Annotated in this window: 15 protein-coding genes; 7 read left to right on the plus strand and 8 right to left on the minus strand. The window is 70.0% G+C overall.

The genetic code is table 11. The features are described from left to right. Positions 1–133: 133 nt before the first annotated feature. The gene (locus ACTWOL_RS04845; protein WP_474294671.1) at positions 134–616 is read right to left on the minus strand and encodes a rhodanese-like domain-containing protein; all 483 of its coding nucleotides are present in this window, start codon (positions 614–616) and stop codon (positions 134–136) included. Between the two features lie 94 nt (positions 617–710). On the opposite strand from ACTWOL_RS04845, the gene ACTWOL_RS04850 reads away from it, so the two are divergent. Next, positions 711–1,202 (plus strand): Lrp/AsnC family transcriptional regulator, encoded by a 492-nt coding sequence (locus ACTWOL_RS04850; protein WP_474294672.1) that lies wholly within the window; start codon positions 711–713, stop codon positions 1,200–1,202. On the opposite strand, the gene ACTWOL_RS04855 is transcribed toward ACTWOL_RS04850, so the two are convergent. The 4 genes from ACTWOL_RS04855 to ACTWOL_RS04870 all read right to left on the minus strand — a co-directional run bounded on the left by ACTWOL_RS04855 (position 1,147) and on the right by ACTWOL_RS04870 (position 7,759). Next, the gene (locus ACTWOL_RS04855; RefSeq protein ID WP_474294674.1) at positions 1,147–4,290 is read right to left on the minus strand and encodes an AAA family ATPase; all 3,144 of its coding nucleotides are present in this window, start codon (positions 4,288–4,290) and stop codon (positions 1,147–1,149) included. The two genes, ACTWOL_RS04850 and ACTWOL_RS04855, sit on opposite strands and share 56 nt — an antisense overlap. Continuing rightward, positions 4,287–5,453: an exonuclease SbcCD subunit D gene (locus ACTWOL_RS04860; RefSeq protein WP_474294676.1), complete on the minus strand. Its 1,167-nt coding sequence runs from the start codon at positions 5,451–5,453 to the stop codon at positions 4,287–4,289. The genes ACTWOL_RS04855 and ACTWOL_RS04860 overlap by 4 nt, the downstream gene beginning before the upstream one ends. Before the next feature lie 389 nt (positions 5,454–5,842). Then, entirely contained in the window at positions 5,843–6,271 is a 429-nt protein-coding gene (locus ACTWOL_RS04865) for a hypothetical protein (RefSeq protein WP_474294678.1), read from the minus strand. 324 nt (positions 6,272–6,595) lie between these two features. After that, positions 6,596–7,759 carry an NAD-dependent formate dehydrogenase gene (locus tag ACTWOL_RS04870; protein WP_474294680.1) on the minus strand — a complete coding sequence of 388 codons (1,164 nt, stop codon included), beginning with the start codon at positions 7,757–7,759 and terminating at the stop codon, positions 6,596–6,598. Between the two features lie 220 nt (positions 7,760–7,979). On the opposite strand from ACTWOL_RS04870, the gene ACTWOL_RS04875 reads away from it, so the two are divergent. The 3 genes from ACTWOL_RS04875 (at position 7,980) to fmdA (ending at position 10,367) form a co-directional block, all read left to right on the plus strand. Then, a complete protein-coding gene (locus ACTWOL_RS04875; protein WP_474294681.1) occupies positions 7,980–8,261 on the plus strand; it encodes an FmdB family zinc ribbon protein in 282 nt (93 codons plus the stop codon). Positions 8,262–8,449: 188 nt separating this feature from the next. Next, complete coding sequence (locus ACTWOL_RS04880; RefSeq protein WP_474294682.1) at positions 8,450–9,076, plus strand: AmiS/UreI family transporter; 627 nt, start codon at positions 8,450–8,452, stop codon at positions 9,074–9,076. 40 nt (positions 9,077–9,116) lie between these two features. Continuing rightward, the gene (gene fmdA / locus ACTWOL_RS04885) at positions 9,117–10,367 is read left to right on the plus strand and encodes a formamidase (protein WP_474294684.1); all 1,251 of its coding nucleotides are present in this window, start codon (positions 9,117–9,119) and stop codon (positions 10,365–10,367) included. Between the two features lie 104 nt (positions 10,368–10,471). Here fmdA and ACTWOL_RS04890 read toward each other — a convergent pair whose 3' ends face one another. Continuing rightward, on the minus strand, positions 10,472–11,098 hold the full coding sequence (locus ACTWOL_RS04890; protein WP_474294686.1) for a YigZ family protein: 627 nt from the start codon (positions 11,096–11,098) through the stop codon (positions 10,472–10,474). A 411-nt stretch (positions 11,099–11,509) separates the two neighbouring features. On the opposite strand from ACTWOL_RS04890, the gene ACTWOL_RS04895 reads away from it, so the two are divergent. From ACTWOL_RS04895 to ACTWOL_RS04905, 3 genes are all read left to right on the plus strand, one after another. Continuing rightward, positions 11,510–14,824, plus strand: coding sequence for an outer membrane protein assembly factor BamB family protein (locus tag ACTWOL_RS04895; RefSeq protein ID WP_474294687.1), 3,315 nt, complete (start codon positions 11,510–11,512; stop codon positions 14,822–14,824). 75 nt (positions 14,825–14,899) lie between these two features. Further along, entirely contained in the window at positions 14,900–16,189 is a 1,290-nt protein-coding gene (locus ACTWOL_RS04900) for a HoxN/HupN/NixA family nickel/cobalt transporter (RefSeq protein ID WP_474294689.1), read from the plus strand. 330 nt (positions 16,190–16,519) lie between these two features. Beyond that, positions 16,520–16,927 carry a CoA-binding protein gene (locus ACTWOL_RS04905; RefSeq protein WP_474294692.1) on the plus strand — a complete coding sequence of 136 codons (408 nt, stop codon included), beginning with the start codon at positions 16,520–16,522 and terminating at the stop codon, positions 16,925–16,927. Between the two features lie 175 nt (positions 16,928–17,102). On the opposite strand, the gene ACTWOL_RS04910 is transcribed toward ACTWOL_RS04905, so the two are convergent. Then, on the minus strand, positions 17,103–17,705 hold the full coding sequence (locus tag ACTWOL_RS04910; RefSeq protein WP_474294694.1) for a sarcosine oxidase subunit gamma: 603 nt from the start codon (positions 17,703–17,705) through the stop codon (positions 17,103–17,105). Continuing rightward, positions 17,698–20,946, minus strand: a complete 3,249-nt coding sequence (locus ACTWOL_RS04915) for a sarcosine oxidase subunit alpha family protein (RefSeq protein WP_474294696.1) — start codon at positions 20,944–20,946, stop codon at positions 17,698–17,700. Before ACTWOL_RS04915 ends, ACTWOL_RS04910 begins: the two co-directional genes overlap by 8 nt. Between the last annotated feature and the right edge of the window lies 1 nt (position 20,947).

Here is a 20,947-nt window from a genome sequence, read left to right on the forward strand (position 1 = left end):
CGACACCGGGGGCGCGCCGCGGCATGACGGAAGCCCCGCCGCACGCAGGCAGCGCGGCGGGGCCGCGTCCGCGTCGCTACGTCCCGGACGGGGGGTCCGCTCACGGCTTCGCCGGCGCACCACCCGTGGGGACTCAGCAGCCGCAGGCCTCGGCCTGCGCCGGTGCGGTCAGCGTGTCCGGGGCGCGGCGGGCCGGCCCCGACCCGGACTCGTAGCCGAGGCCCTCCCGTACCCAGTACTCGAAGCCACCGAGCATCTCCTTGACCTGGTAGCGGAGTTCGGCGAGTGCGAGAGCGGCGCGGGAGGCGCCGTTGCAGCCCGGGCCCCAGCAATAGGTCACGACGGGCACGGCCCTGTCGAGCAGCTGCTCGGCACGCTCGGTGATGAGCGCGGTCGGAAGGTGCACGGCGCCGGGCACATGGCCCTGGTTCCAGGCCTCCGCCGAGCGGGAGTCGAGCAGGACGAATCCGGGGTCCGCGTCGGCCGCCAGCGCGGCGGCCACGTCGGAGACATCGGTGTGGAAGGCCAGACCGGCGCGGAAGTGGGCGGCGGCCGCGGTCGGGGAGGCCGGAGGGACGCGCAGGACGGGGTTCGCCGTCGGCAGGATCATCGTCATGGCCAGGAATCTATGGCCCCTCCCTGCCACGATGAAGGGGGATTCCCCGGCACTCGCCTTGATCGGACGGGGAATCCCCTGCAATCTCTCACCCATGACGGGATATTCACCGGACACCACCGACTGGCGCATTCTGCGTGCCCTCCAGAGCCGGGGCAGGGCCAGTTTCGCCGAGCTGGCCAGGGCGGTGTCGATGTCACCGAGCGCCGTCACGGAGCGGGTCCGCAGGCTGGAGGAGGCCGGAGTGATCTCCGGGTACACGGCCGTGGTGAACCACGAGAGTGTGGGGCTGCCGATCCTGGCCTTCGTGCGCCTGCGCTACCCGAACGGGAACTACAAGCCGTTCCACGATCTGCTGGCGGCGACGCCGGAGGTCCTGGAGGCCCACCATGTGACCGGGGACGACTGCTTCGTGCTCAAGGTCGCCGCCCGGTCGATGCGGCATCTGGAGGAGATCACCGGGAAGATCGGCACGCTCGGATCGGTGACGACGAACGTCGTCTACTCCTCGCCCCTGCCGCGGCGGCCCGTCAGCCCCTCAGCGGAGCCGTCCGCAGCCGAACCCCGGAGCCGTGCCGTTCCTTGACGACCTCGAGCCGGATGGGGACGCGGCGGCGCAGATCGGCGACATGGCTGACGATCCCGACGCTGCGGTCGCGTTCGCGCAGCGAGTCGAGGACGTCGAGGACCTCGTCGAGCGTCTGGTCGTCGAGACTGCCGAAGCCCTCGTCGATGAAGAGGGTGTCCAGGCGCACTCCGCCGGCCTCGTCGGTCACCACATCGGCGAGTCCGAGGGCGAGGGCGAGTGAGGCGAAGAACGTCTCACCACCGGAGAGCGTGGCGGTGTCCCGCTCCCGGCCGGTCCACGCGTCGACCACGTGGAGGCCCAGACCGGCGCGTTTGCCTCCGGTACGGGCGTCGGAATGGACCAGGGTGTAGCGGCCGGAGGACATCCGCTGCAGCCGGGCGCTGGCCGCCGCCGCGACCTGTTCGAGACGCGCGGCGAGCACGTACGACTCCAGCCGCATCCTTCGCTCGTTGTCGGCGGAGGTGCCCGCGGCGAGCCCTGCGAGGCGGGCGATGCGGTCGTACTCGTCGCGCAGCGGTCCCAGGCGGCGCACCTCGGCGGCGGCCTGGCGGGACAGCCGGACGAGCTCGGTGCAGCGTTCACCGGCGGCGGCGAGCACCGAAGCGGCGGCACGCAGGGCGCGTTCGGCGGCGGCGTGGGCCGTCTGGGCCGCGTCCGGGTCCGCGGGCGGGTGTTCCGCGGCAGCCCGGGTTTCCGCTTCGGCGAGCCGGTCGGCGACCGCGGCCGCCTCGCGCTGCCAGGCGTCGAGCCGGTGCTGGAGCTCGCGGTATCCGTCGTCGCTCAGCAGCGCGGCGGCGGCTTCGGCCGGTGTGCGGTACCCGGCCCGGAACGCGGCGTCCGCAAGCCGGTCGTCGGCTTCCTTCAGCCGCTGGGCCGTGTCCTCGGCGGTCCGTACGGCCTCGGCCGCGGCGGCGATCAGTGTGATGCGCCGTTCGAGCAGCGCCGCCTGTTCGGCGACACTCCCCGCCCCGCCGGTGGCACGGGCCACCTCGGCGTCCAGCACGGTCTGTTCGCGGTCGAGCGCCTCGCGCCGGGATGTGCGGGAATCGGCGCGGCGCTCCGCATCGCGGCGTGCGCCGAGCCGGTCCGTATGCTCCCGTTCGGCCCGGTCCAGTGCCTCCCGTGCGTCGTGCATCCCGGCAGCGAGCAGATGCGCTTCGCGGTGATCATGCTCGAGCTGTGCGACGGCGGCTGCGAGTTCATGGACGCCGGGGTCCGGTGCGGCCGGGTCGTCCACCACGTCGCCCGCGGCCCCGGCCGGCCCCCGCCCGGAGACGTCCGGCCCGGCGACCGGGCCCGGACGTCCGGTCGCGTCGTCCTTCCCCGGTGTCCCGGGCGGCGGCAGCAGCTCACGGGCCGCCCGGCGCGCGGCCGCCAGCGACTCCCTGGCGACGGCGAGTTCGCGTTCCGTGTCGGCGCGCTTCGCGTCGGCGCTGCTGTAGGTGTCGTACGCGGCTTCCTCGCGCGCGCGGTCCACGGCCTCGCCGGTGGTGTCGGCCGGTGCCGGGTGGTCCGGCGAGCCGCAGACCGTGCAGGGGGCACCCGGGACGAGCCCGGACGCCAGTTCCGCCGCGATGCCGCGCAGCCGTCGTTCCTTGAGGTCCAGCCAGGACTCCCGCGCGCCGTTCGCCCGATCCCGGACGCTACGCAGGGCGTCCTCGAGCCCGGCGGCCCGCTCGGTGAGGCGGTCACGTTCGCGGGCCGCTGCCACACGGCGGCGTGCCGGGTGGAGCCGGCCCGCGAGGTGTTCGGCGCGGGTCGCCGCGTCCTGTGCGGCGTCGATGCGGTCCCGCAGGTCGCGGTGCAGGGCGTCCCAGCCGTCCAGCCAGGTGTTCGCGTCCTGGAGGAGCTCCTCGTCCGCGCGGGCCTGCCGGTCGAGTCCGGCGCGTTCACGACCGAGTTCGGCACTGCGGAGTTCGGCGCGGCGCGCCGCGTCGAGACCGCCGAGCTCCTGCCGCAGCTCCCGCTCGCGCGCGGCGAGCTGCTCGCCACCCGCCTGGGCGAGCGGGCCGGGCAGGGAGCCCTTCAACCGCTCCCAGGCCTGGTGCGCCGCCCGGTGTTCCCGCTCCGCCTCGTCGCGCAACCGCAGTGCGGGTGCGACGCGTTCGGCCTTGCGAGCTCCCTCGAGGAGGGCCTCGACCCGGTCCCGTTCGGGCCTGTCGGCCTCCAGGTCGGCGAGGCGCCGTCGCGCCTGCGCGTACCGGTCCTGCAGCCGTGCGAGCTCACGCGCCTCGTCCAGGGCGCGTCGTGCCGCGCTCTGGCGGCCCTCCGCCGCGGACAGCGCGCACTCGGCGATGACGAGGGACTCGCGTGCACCGGACCGGGCCACGGCCGCCCACTCGAGTACGGAGACGGCGAGTCCGGGGTCTCCGGGACGGCCGTCGGGTGCGGGCCACTCGCGGCCCGTGGCGCCGGCTGCCTGCGCCATCCGGTGGGCGATGGCCAGCAGCCGTTCGTCGCCCTCGCGTACCTGCTGCTCCGCGCCGCGCCGCAGTTCCGCGAGCCGCTCTTCGACGGCGGCGAAGCGCCGGGTGTCGAAGAGGCGTCCGAGCAGTCTTCCGCGCGCCTCCGCGTCGGCCCGCAGGAACCGTGCGAAGTCGCCCTGCGGCAGCAGCACCACCTGGCAGAACTGTTCCCGGCTCATTCCGACGAGCTGGGTGATCTCCTCGCCGATCTCCTGGTGGGAACGGCTGAGCGCCTTCCACTCACCGCGCTCGTGGTCGTACTCCCGCAACCAGCTCTGCGCCTTCTCGGTGGTGAGACCGGTGCCCTTCTTCTTGGGCCGGGACTGCGCGGGGCGCCGGGTGACCTCCAGCCGCCGTCCGGCCACGGTGAGTTCGAGGCACACCTCGGTGTACGTCCCGGCCGGGGCGTGATCGCTGCGCAGTGACGCGCCGGGGCTCTGCCGGGCGCCGGGCACGGCTCCGTAGAGCGCGTAGCAGACGGCGTCGAGTATGGAGGTCTTGCCCGCGCCGGTGGGCCCGTGCAGCAGGAACAGCCCTCCGGCGCAGAGCGTGTCGAAGTCGATGTCCTGGCGGGTGGCGAAGGGTCCGAAGGCGGTGACGGCCAGCCGGTGAAGCCTCACGGGCTCACCTCGCGCTCCGCGGCCCGCACGCGTACGTCCTCGAAGGCTCCGCGCAGGACGGCGCGTTCCCGTTCGTCGGGCCCCGCTCCGCCCCGTACATGGGCCACGAAGTCCTCCGCGATCTGCTGGTCGTCGCGGTCGCGCAGCCGCTGGGCGTAGCTGCCGGGCGTGCCGTCGCCGGTGCGTTCGGGGGCGAACACCAGGCTGAGTGTGTGCGGGAAGCGCTCGACGAGCCGTGCCATGGGGTCGACGGGCCGTGCGGAGTCGGTGAGGGTCGCCTCGACCCAGGACTGCTCGTGACGGGCCAGCGCGGGATCTTCCAGGAGCTGTTCGAGCGGTCCGCGGATCCGTGCAAGCGGGCGCGGTACGGGACAGCCGATCCGCTCCGCGGTGATCTCCCCTGCCGGTCCGAGGTCGACGAGCCACATCGTCTTGCGGTGGTCGCTCTCGGAGAAGGAGTAGGCGAGCGGCGAACCGGAGTACCGCACGCGCTCGTTGATGGTCTGACAGCCGTGCAGATGGCCGAGGGCCACGTAGTCGACACCCTCGAAGACTCCGGCGGGGACGGCGGCCACCCCGCCGACCGTGATGTCCCGCTCGCTGTCGCTCGGCAGTCCGCCGGCCACGAAGGCGTGCGCGAGCACCACGGAGCGGGTGCCGGGGGCGCGCTGCGCGAGGTCCGCGCGCACCTGCCGCATCGCGGCGGCGAGCACGGCCTCGTGTCCGGCAACCGGCGCGCGCAGTTCGTCGCGCACCAGGGCGGGCTCCAGATAGGGCAGACCGTAGAAGGCGACGTCGCCGTGGGCGTCGGCGAGCAGGGCGGGGGTGCCGCAGTCGGCGGGGGTGGTGCGCAGATGGATTCCGGCGCGTTCCATCAGCCTCGCGCCGACGCCGAGCCGCCGTGCCGAGTCATGGTTGCCGGAGATCATGAGGGTCGGCACACCGGCGTCCGCCAGCCGGTGCAGCACGCCGTCGAAGAGTTCCACGGCGGCCAGCGGCGGCACCGCCCGGTCGTACACGTCCCCTGCCACCAGGACCACGTCGACGTCCTGCTCGCGGACCGTCCCGATCAGGTGGTCGAGGAAGGCGGCCTGTGCGTCGAGCAGGCCCACACGGTGGAAAGACCGTCCCAGATGCCAGTCCGATGTGTGCAGAATCCTCAACAGACGGCTCCGACCTGCATGTTTCCCCTCTGTCCCCGTTGCTACACGCCCGGCGCCGGCGTCCGGCCGGTAACGGGATCCCACGATCAGCACCGACCACGCTAGCGCTGTTCGGCACCCGGGCCCGCACGGACCTCGGATTTCACCGGGTGGCGCGGACCGCGCGGAGGAGCCGTGGACGCATGGTGGACGCCCCTGTCCGACGCCCTTGTGCCGGGGGCCCGGTCACAGAAGATCCGCGGTCACAGAAGATCCCGCGGTCAGAGAAAAGACGACGAAGCCGGAACCGACGGGGTCGGTTCCGGCTTCGGTTTGCGCTACGGCTGCGGCAGGGAATTCATGGGCGCGGGTCCCAGTGGCGCATCACACCGGTGAATTCCGTGCGTGACTTACGGCTTTCCACCGATCTCACAGGCCTGGCAGGGCGGCCGGCCGCAGATGCACTGCATGATGGCGTTCAATACTCCGCCATCATGGTAAAGACATTCGTCCCTGCAGGTATGGCGTGGAATGAACCCGGCGGCGATCTCTCCGGGCCATGGCTCATGGCCGTCCCGGCAGCGGGCGAACCGCTCGGGGTCCTCGGCGTGCAGCTCGTGCATGTTCGAGCGTGCCTCGTCCTCGAGCTCCCGGACCCGCTGGACCAGTGCCTTGAGCTCGGTCGCGATGTTCGAGTACCGATCGGCCCCGGTCCGTACATGGGCGGCGCGCAGCGCCATGGCGGCGTTGCCGAGGAACCTGCCAGCGTCCTGCAGGTCGGTCACGTGGTGCATCTGAATGCCGTTCACGCCCCGGACCCACACTGCGTCCGTGCTCACTGATCCACCTTCCCGGCGTTCACCTTGATTGTGCTGCGGAGCCCTCTTCAGGCCCCGCAAATGCGCGGCGCCGGTGACGCACATTTGTGAAATCAATACAAATACGGACGCTAAGGCCATTTACTTCATTAGTCCAGGAAATTCTTGGTGAATCACCTCACAGCCTGACAGGGCGCGCTCAATTGCCCTGATTCCACCGCCCGTTGCTCCGGCACGTGCCCCGGCGTCGGCCGGCCCGCCCGAAACCCGGACACCCGCCGCCCGGTCGTCCTCGGCGACCGGGCGGCGGGTGGGCCGGTTGTCCGGCGGTACGCGTACGCCCCGCTACCCGGCCACCGTGTAGGAGCGGGCCCCGGTCCCGGCGAGACCGCCGCCGTCGACGATCAGATACTCGGGCCGGATGGGACGCCTGTCGAACCAGGACTCGAGGATCTCCCGGGCGCCGGCCGCGTAGCGCGCCTGTGCGGAGAGCGACGATCCCGACACATGAGGTGTCATCGCCTCGTGCGGCATCGTGCGCCAGGGATGGTCGGGCGGCGGGGGCTGCGGATACCAGACGTCCCCGGCGTAGCCCGCCAGCTGGCCGCTTCTGAGGGCCCGCACCACGGCGTCCCGGTTCACGATGAGGGCACGTGCGGTGTTCACGATGTACGAGCCGCGTTTCATCACCCCTATGAGCTCTTCGTCGAAGAGGTTCTTCGTCTGCGGGTGCAGCGGTGCGTGGATCGAGAGCACGTCGACCGCGGCGGCCAGCGACCGGGCATCGGGGTGGTAGGTCACCCCGAGCTCCTCCTCGACCTCCTTGGGCAGCCGGTGCGGGTCGCTGTAGTGCAGGGTGACGTCGAAGGGCTTCAGACGGCGCAGCACCGCCTGACCGATGCGGCCGGAGCCGAGGACGCCGACGTGCATCCCCTCCAGGTCGTAGGAGCGGGAGACGGCGTCGGCGATGTTCCAGCCGTGCTTGGTGGTGACCCACTCGTGGTCCGGCACGAAGTCGCGCACGAGGATGAGGATCTGCATGACGGCGTGCTCCGACACGCTGATGCTGTTGCTGAAGGTCACCTCGGCCACCGTCACGCCGTGGGCGATGGCGCTCGGCAGGTCGACGTGGTCCGAGCCGATTCCCGCGGTGATCGCCAGTTTCAGCTGGGGAGCGCGCTCGAACCGCTCGGCGGTCAGATAGGCGGGCCAGAACGGCTGCGAGATCACCACGTCGGTGTCGGGAAGTTCGCGGTCCAGCGTGGAGTCCGGTCCCTCCTTGTCACTGGTGACCACATAGGTATGCCCCCGGTCCTCGAGGAACCGGCGGAGTCCCAGCTCTCCCGAGACACAGCCGAGGAGCTGCCCCGGGGTGAAGTCGACGGCCTCCGGCGTGGGTGTGGTCTGACCCCCCGGATAGCTGCTGATGGTGGGAATGTCATCACGGGCGTAGGTCGGCGGATAGCCGCCACCGGGGTCCGGATAGAGCACCGAGAGAATCTTCGCCATGGCGATCCTCCAACGATGGGTCAAGCGTCTTGTGGAGGTGCAGTCCCCAAGAATATCGGGAGTGACACACACAGTATAGATGCCTAGACCAATCGCACTTGACAGGACAATCTTCGAGACGTCTCCTGGAAATGAGGAAAAGTGATCCGACCTACACTCATCGTGACGCGTCGGCATCGTTTTGGTTGACCAGCGTGCGCCGGCACCCCGGAGGCGAATGATGGCAACCTATGAATATCTTTGCAGCCGTTGTGGGCCCTTCGACGTCAAGCTGGCGATCGGCACGGCGCCCACCGCATACGGTTGCCCTGAATGCGCCGGCACCGCGAGACGTGTCTACTCCCCGCCGGGCTTCACCAGGACCCCGCACGAGATCGCCATGCTGCACGCCCGTGAGGAGCAGTCCCGTGAGGCCCCCGCGGTGGTTTCCGAAGTACCACCGCGCGCCGGAGCCGTGTCCAGGCCCCCGCATCCCGCACTCTCGCGCCTGCCGCGCTCCTGAGGGCGGTGGTCGACAGGGCGATAAGTCTGGGACGGGCAACGGCGCCGGAGAGCCCGCGTCGCGCCCGCTGCGGTGGACGGAACAGCACAGGCCCGGCCGTCCGGCCGTAATTACACGACTCACCGGAAATCCGGGCACGACGGGATTCCGCCCCGCGCGGACTGAGGAGGTGCGTCCCCGTGGGAAACGTGGGACTGCTCTTCGTCGGTGCAGTGCTCTTCTTGAACGGGCTGCTGCTTCTCGGGAAGGTCGATGCCCGGGCAGCCGCGATATTCAACCTGTTCGTCGGTGCGCTTCAGGTGCTGACGCCGACCTATCTCATCTTCACGGCCGATGGCGACCCCAACAAGATTCTTGCCGCTTCCGGCATCTATCTGTTCGGCTTCACCTACCTCTATGTGGGTATCGGTCTGCTCGCCGATCTCGACTCGACCGGCGTTGGCTATTATTCGCTCTTTGTGGCGATAGCGGCCCTGGGATATTCGTTCGTCAATTTCCATCTCTTCAAGGACTACCCCTTCGGAGTCATCTGGCTCTACTGGGCGTACTTGTGGTTCCTGTTCTTCCTGCTGCTAGGCCTCAAGATGGCGAGCCTGACGATCTACGTGGGCTGGGTCACCGCGATCGAGGGCTGGGTGACCGGCGTGATTCCCGCGGGACTGCTGCTCTCCGGCTACTGGAAGCACACCACGGAGATCGCCATAGCGCTGGCCGTCTTCGCCGTGGTCTTCGTCGTGCTGTGGCCACTCACGCGAGCGTCGCGGCAGGCAGTGCAACCCGCCCCTTCGGCCGAGAGCACGGCCACGTCATCCTGACCGGCAGCAACGGTAGTAACCGGCAGAAACGAGATCTGTCATGCCCGAAATACTCTTCCACGTAGATCACAGCAAATCGATGCGCGATCAGGATGTACCCGGACACAACAGGTGGCACCCGGACGTCCCCACCGTGGCCATGGTGCGGCCCGGGGCGGAGTTTCGGATGGAGTGCCGTGACTGGACTGACTGCCAGGTCGGCAACAACGACTCCGCCAACGACGTGCGCGACATCGACCTGACCATCCCCCACATGCTCAGCGGCCCGGTAGGCGTGGAAGGCGCCGAACCCGGCGATCTCCTCGTCGTCGACATCCTGGACCTCGGTCCCGTTCCCCAGCAGAGCGGGGACGCGGCAGGCCAGGGCTGGGGCTATACCGGCATCTTCGCCAAGGCCAACGGCGGCGGCTTCCTGACCGACTACTTCCCGGACGCCTACAAGGCGATATGGGACTTCCACGGCCAGCAGGCGGTCTCCCGCCACCTTCCCGGCATCCGCTTCACCGGCATCACCCACCCGGGACTGTTCGGCACCGCTCCGTCCGCCGAGCTGCTCGCCCGGTGGAACGCCCGTGAGAAGGCGCTGATCGACACCGACCCGAACCGGGTCCCGCCGCTCGCGGTACCGCCCGACGCGACCAACGCCCTGGCCGGCACGGCCACGGGCGATGTGGCCCAGCGTATAGCCGCGGAGGGGGCGCGTACGGTTCCCGCCCGTGAGAACGGAGGCAACCACGACATCAAGAACTTCACCCGCGGATCGAGGGTCTACTATCCCGTACACGTCAAGGACGCCAAGCTCTCCGGCGGCGACCTGCACTTCAGCCAGGGCGACGGAGAGATCACCTTCTGCGGCGCGATCGAGATGGGCGGATTCATCGACTTCCACGTCGACCTGATCAAGGGCGGCATGGAGAAGTACGGGATCAGCACCAACCCCGTGTTCATCCCGGGCAATGTCGAGCCGAGGTACACGGAGTTCATGACCTTCATCGGCATCTCCGTGGACCACGACACCGACACGAACTTCTACCTGGACGCGACGCTGGCATACCGCCGTGCCTGCCTCAACGCCGTCGAGTACTTCAAGAAGTTCGGTTACAGCGGAGAGCAGGCGTATCTGCTGCTCGGCTCCTCGCCCATCGAGGGACGTATCAGCGGCATCGTCGACATCCCCAACGCATGCTGCTCGCTGTACGTGCCCACGGCCATGTTCGACTTCGACGTCCGACCCACTGCCGAAGGGCCCATGAAGGCCGAGCGCGGCAAGTGCGCGGTGTCCACCGCCTGACGGTCCCCACCGCGTCCCGGTCCGTCGGACGGGCCCCGCAGGCTGCGGTCCGTGCGGCGGGCTCACCGGGCCCCGGTACCGGTGCGGCCGGTACCGGGGCCGCTTCATGCCTCCGCGTAGGTCTCCCCGCCAAGGACCAGCCCGGCCGTCCCCGCCGTCGTGTCCGCGACCCACGCCCGGAAGGTGTCGACGTCGGCGTCAGGCACTCCGACCTCGATCGTCACCAGTTCGCCGTAACGCACGTCCCGCACCGGGCGACCGGTCGCCCGCAGGTCGTTCTCCAGCCTGCCCGCACGCTGGTGGTCGACCGTGACGGTGACCAGTCTGAAACGCCGCCGGGTGAGGGTGCCGATGGCGTCGAGCGCCTCTCCGACCGCGCCGCCGTAGGCGCGGATGAGCCCGCCCGCACCGAGTTTCACCCCGCCGTAGTACCGCGTGACGACGGCGACGGCGTAGCGCACCTCGCGGCGCATCAGCATCTGGAGCATCGGCACCCCTGCCGTCCCGCCGGGCTCGCCGTCGTCGCTCGCCTTCTGGACGCCGGCTTCGGCGCCGATGACGTAGGCGAAGCAGTTGTGGGTCGCGGTCGGGTGCTCCTTGCGCACACGTGCGATGAAGTCCTGGGCCTCCTGCTCGGTCGCGGCGGGCGCGAGGGCGCAGATGAAACGGGATCGGTTGATCTCGGTCTCGTGCACGCCCTCTCGGGCGACGGTCCGGTACTGCTCCTGCATCAGGCCAGCCTATGCGCCGCCGGGGGATGATCCGCGCGAGCCGTCGGTTGAGCGGGTCAGCCAGCAGTGCGCTGACCGATGCCTGGACGAGTGGAAGGTCACCCGCCTCGCCGACGGCCTCGCGTACGTGATCCAGGAGCGCACACACCACAGCGTGTGTGCCTGTTGCCGCCGCAAAGGGCTCCGGTGTCAATCTCACGCTTCCGTAAGGCGGACCGCCGCCGCGCGGCGTCACGCGCCCTCGTGTGAATTCCCGCAGACCGTTCGATGAAGTTCCCTCGGTCCCGTTCGGTAAGTTGTCTAGCCAAGTTAGCGTCCGTGCCCATGAGATATCTCCGCAGAGCAGCGGGTCTAGGCCTTGCGTTGCTCTACTTCATCCTGTGTTTTGGTGCACAGCCTGCTGCGGCACATGTGTCACCGCAGCACGCCGAACTCGTCATCGAGACCAAGGACGACGTCACCAGTGGGCGGCTGATAGTCCATCGTGACGTGGTGTCACCTCAGAAGGCCGGTGCCTGGGCATCACAACTGCTGAGCGCGGGCTGCCCCGCCACCGGGGCCGGCGTCGCCGGGGACGCCGGCGGCGCCCCCGGCGGTGTCGTGATCGAGCTCGCATGGGGCTGCCACGTCGACAAGCTCGACCTGAGCACAATGCTGCAGCAGAACGAGCTGACCCAGGTTGTCGTTGAGTTCGACGGCACAACGGTCAATGCCAACGGGCAGACCCCAGTTGTCGACGCAGCCGGTGCCCACGCTCTTCCCACCTTCCCCTGGGCAGTGGTCGCGCTCGGCATCGTGCCGGCCGCCGCGCTGCTCATCGCGACATGGCAGCTCCGTACCGGGCGGCTCCAGCTCGCCCGGCTGGCCGCCAGGGTGCGTGCCGGCCGCGGGCGGCTCAAGCTGGCCATCGCCGGCGCAATAACGTTGTCATTCCTGGCTCCTCAGACGGCCGCCGCGGCACCGCTCGCCGAGCCGTCGAACACGGTCACCGTCACGGGCACGGTCTTCAAGGACCGCAACGGCAACGGACGGCGCGACCCGGGCGAGGGTCCGATGCGGGGGGTCGACGTCACGGACGGCGCAGCGTGGACGACGACCGGCCGCGACGGTTCGTACACTCTGCAGATCGACCCGAACCGCCGGGAGACCGACCTGGTCAGTGTCGTCTCGCCGAACGGCTACACCCCCGCGCTACGCGCGGACTTCGTTCCGCAGTACTTCCACAAGGTGTCCGAGGGGGGTCCGAGCACAGGCATCGACTTCGCCCTCGTGCCAAACCGCAACGCGGCGAACCCCACCGAAAAGTGGATCATGGATTCCGACGGCGAAGTGTCCAACACCTCGGACGACGCCGCGCTCAAGACTCCTCCGGAGTGGACCGCCAACGTCGCGGCGATGTCCCAGGTGGACGGCGCGTCCATGGCGATAGCGACCGGCGACCTGACGGTCACCGACTACGCCCCGGAACCCCGCCGACAGGGCGGCTTCGACTTCCTGCGCAAGGGCCTGACCGACGGCAAGCTGGGCATGCCCTTCTATCCCGTGATGGGCAACCACGACTTCGGCGGCGCCGCCGGCTCCCAGGGCTATGCGGGCAGTATGGAGTACTACCGCCGAAACATGGGCCCGGAGTGGTACAGCTTCGACCGCAACGGCCGTCACATCGTCGTCCTTGAGGACAACTACGACTCCAGCGGCCTGAAGCCGCAGCTGGAGTGGCTGCGCGAGGACCTCAAGCGTCACGCAGTGGGCAAGCAGGTACTCGTCTTCGCGCACCGTTCTCTGTTCACCCGATGGGGACCGGGGGCCGGCATGCAGCCGACCATCGACGAACTCTCCAAGTACGACGTGCGCATGTTCGCCGCCGGCCACAACCAGCAGGCCGAGTACCGGCGTGGTGCCTTCGACCGCTCGGTGGAGATGAACAACCAGGGCAAGTACGGCATCGACGGCTCCCACCCGGACTTCAAGGTCCTCGACTTCACGGGTATCTACGACGAGCCGGATACGAGGCGCAACGAGGACACCGGCTACGTCATGGGCACCCACCGCCAGTTCGACGTCCATGACGCCGTCGCCCTGGTCAGCCCCGCCAAGGGGAGTGCGCACGGCAGCAGCGCGCGGATACCGATCGAGCTGTACGCCGAGGACGCCGGGCGTACTCCGGCGAGCGCCTCGCTGATCATCCGCGACTCCCGCGGCCACGTCGCATGGAGTGAGAGGCGGATGAAGTTCGGTACCGGAGTCCGCAAGAGCGGTATCAAGAACTGCTATACCCCTCCCGGCGGCTCCCCGGAGCCCTGCCCGAAGACCCGGACCTCCTGGACGCGGGTCAGCGACCGCCTCCCCCACCTCCCACCGGGCACCTACACGGCCAGGATGACCGCCGTCGATACCCGCGGCGACGCCTGGCCCGCCATCACCAACGCCTTCACGGTGGTGCCCAAACGCGATCTGGCCACCCCCAGGACCGGCCAGGACTGGCTGCGCCAGGGCGGTGACGAGGCAGGTCGCTCCGCCGGCCGCGACAACCCGGGAACCACGCTCGACCTGCAGTGGGCCGCCAACACGGGCGAGCAGTTCAACCTCAACGGCTCGGTCGTGGCGGACGGCAAGGTGATCGTCTCCTCCAGGGCCTTCGACTCGCCGAACCACTTGATGCTCGCCTACGACATCAAGTCCGGCCGTGAGATCTGGCGTACCTATCTGGACGGTGACGCCGAGTCCGCGCCGAGCTACCACGACGGCAAGGTGTATCTGACCACCGCCGTGGGCCGGATCTACGCTCTCGACACCGAGGACGGCCATGTCGTCTGGCAGACGATCGAGAACGAGGAGAAGCACGGCGACACCGTGCGCCGGTACGGCCGGGCCGGCGGTCCGGTCAGTGTCTTCGACCTGAAGGGTGCTCACCGCGCGGTCGCCGTCTACCAGAACTGGAACAAGATCCAGTGCCGCGACGCCACCAGCGGAGCCCTGCTCGGCGGCTTCAACGGCGCCACGAACTGGGGCCAGTTCCACAGCACGGCTGTCCGCCAGCCCGGTTCCGACATCGCCTACCTGCACACGGACTCCAGCAGCACGGTGGTCGCCATGAATCTCGCGACCTGCAGTCAGGTGTGGGTGAAGGGCACCGACGGAGGCATCGACAGCCACTCGTCCCCGGTCATCACCGATCCGGCCGGGGGGACCCCGCAGCTGGTGACGGCGACCCAGAGCGGCGTACGCGGACACGACCTCAAGACCGGTGATGTGCTGTGGGAGTCGGCGGCGAACGACCCCTGGACCTGCGAGTCCGGGAAGCCTCCGCTGACGAGTGCGGCCGTCTGGGGCAGCATCGCGTATGTCGCGGGCCGCGACGGTGTCATCCGCGCCTACGACACCAGCGCGGCCGACCCGTCCAAGCCGCTCTGGGAGACCAGGATGGGCTACCTCCCAGGCAGGAGCCCCATGGACATCAAATGGAAGGTCGACCAGAAATGCACCGAGGGCCCCGGATCGCCCGCGATGCATGCCCTGGTCACCAAGGATCTGGTGTATGCGGGCACCCGGGACGGCCGCCTGGTCGTCCTGGAACGGGCCACCGGCCGGCGTCTGACCGAGTACAACCTCGGCGCCGGCGTGACCTCGGCGCTCTCCGTCAGCGGTGACTGGGTCTTCGCCCTCACCGACGACGGAACGCTCCACGCACTGGCCGCCCGCCACCTGCGCGGCAAGGAGCACTGATTCAACCGTCCGCGAGTTGCCTCCCCTGCCAGGGGGAGGCAACTCGCGGCGCTCACCCCCGACGGGACCATCACTGTGCATACCCTCCGCACCTCCCGCTGCCACGCCGCCCGTCTCCTGCTGATCAGCCTGGCCGCCTCACTGGCACTGCTCGGCGCCGCGGGCACGGCCGCGGCACACCCCTTCGGCACACCACCGGTCGCCCAGGTCAAGGCCGATGGCCGCACCGTCGCGATCACCTGGTCCGCACAGCGCGACGACCTCGACGTCCTGCACCAGGCGGCCAGAGGAGACGACGCGGCCTACCTCGGCTCGCACATCACCGTGCGCCAGGACACGCGCGAGTGCCGGCTGGGCACAGTGGACACCCGGCAGCTCGCAAGCAAGGGCGCGGTGATCCACTACAGCTGCCCCGAACCCGTGGACTCGGTCGCCCTGACCATCACCGCACTGACCGACGTCAACCAGGCCTATCGCACCGTCTCCGTAACGGACGAGGGCGGTGGCCTGCATACGGCGAGCGAACCCACCACCACGCTCACCCTCGGCAGACCCGGCGGCCCCGCCACCAGCACAGCCACGAGGCCGGGCACCATATGGACCACGGACCTTGCGGCACTGCTGGACCATGGAGCCGTACTGCCACTGACCCTTCTCGTCTCCGCAGCGGTAGGCGCCTTCCACGCCTGCGCCCCCGGCCACGGCAAGTCACTCGCCGCCGGTTACCTCGTAGGCGGCCAGGGCAAGGCACGGGACGCGGTATGGCTCGGCGCCATCGTTGCCGTCATGCACACAGCGTCAGTCGCCGTACTCGCCGTAGGCTGGTGGCTGGCCGCCCGGCACGCACCGGACATCGCAGCGGTCACGAACTGGCTCCAGCTGATCGCAGCGCTGGTCGTCGTCGCCGTGGGCATCGGCCTGCTCCGGCGCCACCTCACAAACCGGAGGCATGGGCACAGCCATGGCCACCACCACGGGCATGACCACGATCACCATCACGACCACAGCCACCACATCCCGACATCCACATCCCTGCTCACCTGGCACGGCATCCTGCTGCTCGGCACATCCGGAGGACTGCTCCCCTCCCCGTCGGCATTCCTCGTTCTCCTCGGCGGACTGCTGACGGGCCGGGTCGGCGTCGCGATCGCGATGGTCGCGGCGTTCGGCGCGGGCATGGCACTGACCCTGACCGGCGTCGGCCTCGCGGTGCTGCGCGGTCGCGACGCACTACTCGCCCAGGCGACGACCTCGCCCGCCCTGCGTATCTGGAGCGCCCGCATCCCGGTCATCGCCGCCTGCGCCGTCGTCATCGGAGGCACCGTGGCATCAGCCTTCGCCACCGGCCGCGTCCTCACACCATGATCCACGGTTAGGGGAAAGTCCCGGCCCACCACCGCCTTGCCCCGCATCCGATTCGGGGCATTGGCGGTGGTCACGGGCGGCGCGGATCCGGTCCAAGGTCCCGATCGTGCCGAGCGGTCCCGGAGGGGGGAAGGTCCTCGGCGGCCACCCGCCGCCAGTACTGCTGAGTGCCGACGGCACCTCCCAACTGCCGGACCAGGCCACCGACCCGCCGCCCGGCCGACACACCATCGGAAGGAGGGGATGATCGGCCTGAGGAACCACCGGGAATGGCACGCAGCCGATGCTCGTTCCCTCCTACGGCGAGCATCCGACCATGGGAGGCACAGCGTGCACAGCGAGACAGACACCGTCGGCAAGATCCTCAACGATCTCGGGGACACATGGGCGATCGTCGGCCTCTCGTCCAACGAGCAGCGCGCCGCCTATGGGGTTGCGAAGGTCCTGCAGCGCCATGGCAAGCGGATCGTCCCCGTGCACCCCAAGGCCGAGACGGTGCACGGGGAACCGGGTTATGAGTCCCTCGATGCCATTCCCTTCGACGTTGACGTTGTGGACGTTTTCCTGAACAGCGAGCTTGCCGGCGCGGTCGCCGATGAAGCCGTAGCCAAGGGTGCCAGGGCGGTCTGGTTCCAGCTCGGCGTGATCGACGAGGAGGCATACGAGCGGACCCGCGCTGCGGGCCTTGAGATGGTCATGGACCGCTGCCCTGCCATCGAGATCCCGCGGCTCGCCTGACGACACCCGCTCTCACGTTTCCGGCTCCATACAGAAGCTCCATACAGAACGGAATCACGCCCGAGAGAACTGTCCCCCTGGTGGCAATGCCATGGCGGTCCAACGCGAGCAGGTCGACGGGCTACCCTCCGCTACGGGCATCCGCACGAGTGGTGCGCCTGCCGTGCCGGGCCGTTCACCCGTACTCCACGGCCGCGTCCAGGAGCCAGTCCGTCAGGTAGCCCGCGAAGGAGGAGCGCACCAGCACCCAGAAACCGGCCTTGGGCTCGTCGCGCGCCACCAGGACGACCTGGGTGCGGGCCAGCGTCGTTTGGGCGCAACGGCCGGGGCCGAAGGCGCGCGGGTGCAAATCCAACGGGCAGCCGTGGGACAGCAGGGCGCGGGCGCTCGGTCCGGAGACCAGGACGGTGGTGCGCTGGGCGGAGACGTCGGTGACGGAGACGGGGTCGTCCCCGGCCGCCGAGCGGATCCGGCTCTCCAGGTCCAGCTGGGCGCCGGACCGGCCCACCACCAGCCATTCGTCGGGGCCGAGCCACACCGCGGTCAGATCCCCTGCGCGCACGACGGTGTTGGGTTCCAGGGGCAGTTGAAATCCCAGGGCCAGTCCGACCGCTTCCGCCGCCGGGCTCTTGGCGTCGAGGCGGACGTTCACCTGGGCAAGGAAGGGGACTTCGGCCAGGCGGACCGCGCCCCCGGAGGAGCGCGTCGCGGAGGCCAGGCGCTCGGCGGCATGCGCCAGGGGGCTGCGCTGTCGTGCGATCAGGGCTGTGTCAACCATCGCGACGGGCTCCCTCGGGGTCGTAGAGGACGGGGCTTGCGACGGTCACCGGGAGCAACCGACCGCCGACTGGTGCGTAGAGGCGGTCGCCGATGCGGTCCCGGCCGCCCTTGATCAGGGCGAGTGCGAAGGTCCGGCCGAGCGCCGCGCTGCGGTAGCTGGAGGTGACGTGGCCGAGCATCGGAACGGGCGGGGCGGGCAATTCGCTGTCGGCGACCAGGTGGGTGCCCTCGGGGAGGAAGGCGGCCGGGTCCTCGGGGAGGAGGCCGACGAGGTGCTTGCGGTCGGGGCGGACGGTGTCGGCGCGGGCGTAGGAGCGCTTGCCGATGAAGTCGGGCTTCTTCTTCGACACCGCCCAGCTCATGCCGAGGTCGTGCGGGGTCACCGTGCCGTCGGTGTCCTGGCCGATGATCGGGTAGCCCTTCTCGGCACGCAGGACGTGCATGGTCTCGGTGCCGTACGGGGTGATGCCGAGTGGGCCTCCGGCCTCGTACAGCGCCTCCCACAGGGCGAGGGCGTCCCACGGCGACACGTTGATCTCGTAGGCGAGTTCGCCGGAGAAGCTGATCCGGCACACGCGCGCCTCGATACCGGCGACGGCCGTCTCGCGCCAGGCCATGAACGGGAAGTCGTCGTTGGCCACGGACAGTTGGGGTGCAATCGAGCCGAGGACCTCCCGGGAACGCGGGCCGACCAGGGCCACGGTGGCCCACTGCTCGGTGACCGAGGTGCAGTGGACCTGGAGTTCGGGCCACTCGGTCTGCAGCCACTCCTCCATCCAGTCCAGGACCGTTGCCGCGTTGCCGGTCGTTGTGGTGACCAGGAAGCGGTCCTGCGCGAGCCGGATGACCGTGCCGTCGTCGAAGACCATGCCGTCCAGGCGGCACATGACGCCGTAGCGGATCATGCCGACCTTCAGGGTGCTCATCATGTTGGTGTAGAGCCGGTCGAGGAAGAGCGCGGCATCCGGGCCCTGCACATCGATCTTGCCGAGGGTGGAGGCGTCCATGAAGGCCACACCCTCGCGGGCGGCGGCGCACTCGCGCAGTACGGCCGCCTCCATGTCCTCGCCGTTCTGCGGGTAGTACCAGGGCCGCTTCCACTGGCCGACGTTCTCGAACAGGGCACCGTGCCCGGCATGCCAGGCATGCAGGGCGGTCACGCGGACAGGATCGTGCAGCGATCCGCGGTCCCGGCCAGCGAGCGCCGCGAACGAGACCGGCATGTACGGCGGCCGGAACGTGGTCGTACCCAGCGCCGAGATGTCCACGCCGAGCAGCTCGGCGACCACGCCACTGGCCAGGACGCCGGAGGTCTTGCCCTGGTCGTTGGCGGTGCCGGCCGTCGTGTAGCGCTTGGTGTGCTCGACCGAGCGCATGCCGGCGCCGGTGGCACGGGCCAGATCGTCGACCGTCACGTCTCGCTGGAGGTCGACGAAACGGGGTGCGCCCAGGGCACCGGGGACGGCGTACACCTGCATGGGCGGCGTCTGAGGCCGCGCGGCCACGTCCGGGAGGCGGGGCGCCACGGGGGTGTAGCCCTCGGCCTCGATCGCACGGGCGCCCGCTGCCGCGCCCTGTGCCAGCACCGCGGCGAGGTCCAGGGTGCCGTTCGCGCCGCCCGCGACCTCGACCGCCTGGCGGCAGGTGTCGGGGACGAACGAGCCGAGCGCCTCGTCGTACCGCAGCTTGCCGCCCGCCTGGCTGAACAGGTGGGCGACGGGGTTCCAGCCGGCGGACACCAGCAGCAGGTCGGCGGCGAACTCCCGCCGCCCCCCGGACTCTCCGCACGGGGCGACGCTGACGACTGTCAGACGCGTGTCGCCCTCCGTGCCGGTGACGGCATGCCCGGTCAGCACCTCGATCCCGGCCCGCCGGGCGCGGTCCGCCCACTCCCCCGCGTCGGCGCGGGTGTCGACGATCGCCGTGATGTCCACGCCCGCCGCCGCGAGATCCAGGGCTGCCGGGTAGGCACTGTCGTTGGTGGTGAAGACGACGGCGTGACGCCCGGGCAGGACACCATGGCGGTTGACGTAAGAGCGGGCTGAGGCGGCCAGCATCACACCGGGGCGGTCGTTGTCCGCAAAGGCGAGCGAGCGCTCGTGGGCACCGGTGGCGAGGACGACACGGCGGGCGCGGATGCGCCAGACGCGCTCGCGGGAGACGTTCTCCGGTGCGTCGGCGCCCAGGTGGTTCGTGCGGCGTTCGACGGCGAGGAGGTGGTTGTCGTCGTAGTACCCGAAGACGGTGGTGCGGTGCAGGACGCGGACGTCGGGGGCGGCGTCGAGCTGCTCGCCGGTCGCCTCCACCCAGTCGAGGTGTTCGCCGGTGCCGAGCAGGCTGCCGCCCGGCTCCGACTGGTCGTCGGCGAGGATGACGCGAGCGCCGCTCTTCGCCACCGCGGCCGCAGCGGCGAGGCCGGCCGGCCCGGCGCCGACCACGAGCAGGTCGCAGTGGGCATGTACGGCGTCGTAGCGGGCTGGGTCCGGTTCGGTGGCGAGGCGTCCCTGGCCGGGGAGGCTGCTTGCGACAAGGCCGTCGTAGAGCTCGACGGTCGTGGCGGGGAGCATGGGCTCGGGGAAGGGGGCCTCGATCTGGACGACCGCGTTGGGTTCCTCCACGCCCGCCGAGAAGATGCCTCTCGGGCGGCCGAGCCTGATGCTCGTCGCTGCCGCGATGACACCGTTGGCAAGGAGCGCCGAGGCGAGGGTGTCGCCTCGGTAGCCCTGGTAGTCGGTGCCGTCGAAAGCGAAGGTCAGGGGGGTGTCGCGGTGGATTCGACCGCCAGTGGGAAGCCGGAAGGGCTGGCTGTCCTGGACCTCTGCTGAGGGCTTCGCCCCCAGACCCCCGTCGCCCTGAACGGGCTCGTCCTCAAACGCCCCCGGAGGGGGGACCCCCAGACGGGCTGATGATGCCGGACGTGGCGCAGAAGTGGCCGGATAGGCTGAAACAGTCGGCCTTGGCTCAAGAATTGCCGGACGTGACTCCCCCGCCTTGTAAGCGGCGATGATCTCGTTCGTCGCCGTGTCGCGCACCGCGTTGAACCACCTGCGGCAGCCCGCCGCATGGCTCCACCGCTCGGCGAACGGGCCCTTGGGGTTGTCGCGGAAGAACAGGTACCGCGCCCACTCCTCGTCGGTGAGGGCGGCCGGGTCCTCGGGGTAGGGCACATGCGCCTGGCCGCCGTAGTGGAACTCGGCCTCGTCGCGGGGCCCGCACCACGGGCAGGGGATGAGCAACATG

The sequence above is a fragment of the Micromonospora sp. IBHARD003 genome, from assembly GCF_056106285.1.

Bases quoted from the DNA above. Each gene is read 5' to 3' on its own strand.
- ACTWOL_RS04845 (WP_474294671.1), bottom strand. From the start codon at position 616: ATGACGATGATCCTGCCGACGGCGAACCCCGTCCTGCGCGTCCCTCCG.
- ACTWOL_RS04850 (WP_474294672.1), top strand. From the start codon at position 711: ATGACGGGATATTCACCGGACACCACCGACTGGCGCATTCTGCGTGCC.
- ACTWOL_RS04870 (WP_474294680.1), bottom strand. From the start codon at position 7,759: ATGGCGAAGATTCTCTCGGTGCTCTATCCGGACCCCGGTGGCGGCTAT.
- ACTWOL_RS04875 (WP_474294681.1), top strand. From the start codon at position 7,980: ATGGCAACCTATGAATATCTTTGCAGCCGTTGTGGGCCCTTCGACGTC.
- fmdA (WP_474294684.1), top strand. From the start codon at position 9,117: ATGCCCGAAATACTCTTCCACGTAGATCACAGCAAATCGATGCGCGAT.
- ACTWOL_RS04890 (WP_474294686.1), bottom strand. From the start codon at position 11,098: ATGCAGGAGCAGTACCGGACCGTCGCCCGAGAGGGCGTGCACGAGACC.
- ACTWOL_RS04910 (WP_474294694.1), bottom strand. From the start codon at position 17,705: ATGGTTGACACAGCCCTGATCGCACGACAGCGCAGCCCCCTGGCGCAT.
- ACTWOL_RS04915 (WP_474294696.1), bottom strand. From the start codon at position 20,946: ATGTTGCTCATCCCCTGCCCGTGGTGCGGGCCCCGCGACGAGGCCGAG.